We start from the raw sequence: 615 nt of genomic DNA, 5'->3' as shown, positions 1-615 counted from the left end.
TGACTGGTTGCTCTCAATCCCGCATTTAGTAAGTGAAACACCGCTCATCTATGCATCTATATGCCAACTATTTTGCGGCAACACAACACGCCCTGTTATCTCAATCGACTGGTCAGATTTAGACGACCGTAAAGCGCATGTTCTTTTACGCGCGGCAATATCTTTAAAAGGTCGGCCCGTCACACTTTATCAAGAAGTGCATTGCAACAAGACCAAAGAGAAACCAGCCACCCACAAAGCATTCTTAAAGACATTACACGCCATGTTACCTTCAAATTGCCGACCCATTATCGTTACCGATGCAGGGTATAAATCGCCTTGGTTCAGGGCAGTTAGGGCGCTTGGATGGGACATTATTGGACGTATCCGTAAGCCACATTTTTATTCACTTGATAGAGGAGATACGTGGCAGTGTATTCGCTATCTCTATACTCAAGCAACCTGTCGTCCGAAGCGTTTTGACAACAGCCAAATAGTAAGAAGTAATCCCTTTGCCTGCACGCTAGTTCTTTTTAAACAGAAATCTAAAGGGCGTCATGCTTCAAATCCAGATGGTACACGTAAAGCCTCAAAACGCTCAAAAGCCCATGCGCAAGGGGCGAAAGACCCGTGGCT

General features: G+C 45.5%; 1 protein-coding gene. It reads left to right on the top strand.

The window, feature by feature from the left end:
• Positions 1-615: IS4 family transposase (locus NLF92_RS12660; RefSeq protein ID WP_254102558.1), on the top strand; the 615-nt coding region annotated here is incomplete at both ends.

The organism is Opacimonas viscosa (assembly GCF_024199005.1).
Taxonomy (GTDB): domain Bacteria; phylum Pseudomonadota; class Gammaproteobacteria; order Enterobacterales; family Alteromonadaceae; genus Opacimonas; species Opacimonas viscosa.
This window is presented reverse-complemented; position numbering and strand designations above follow the sequence as displayed.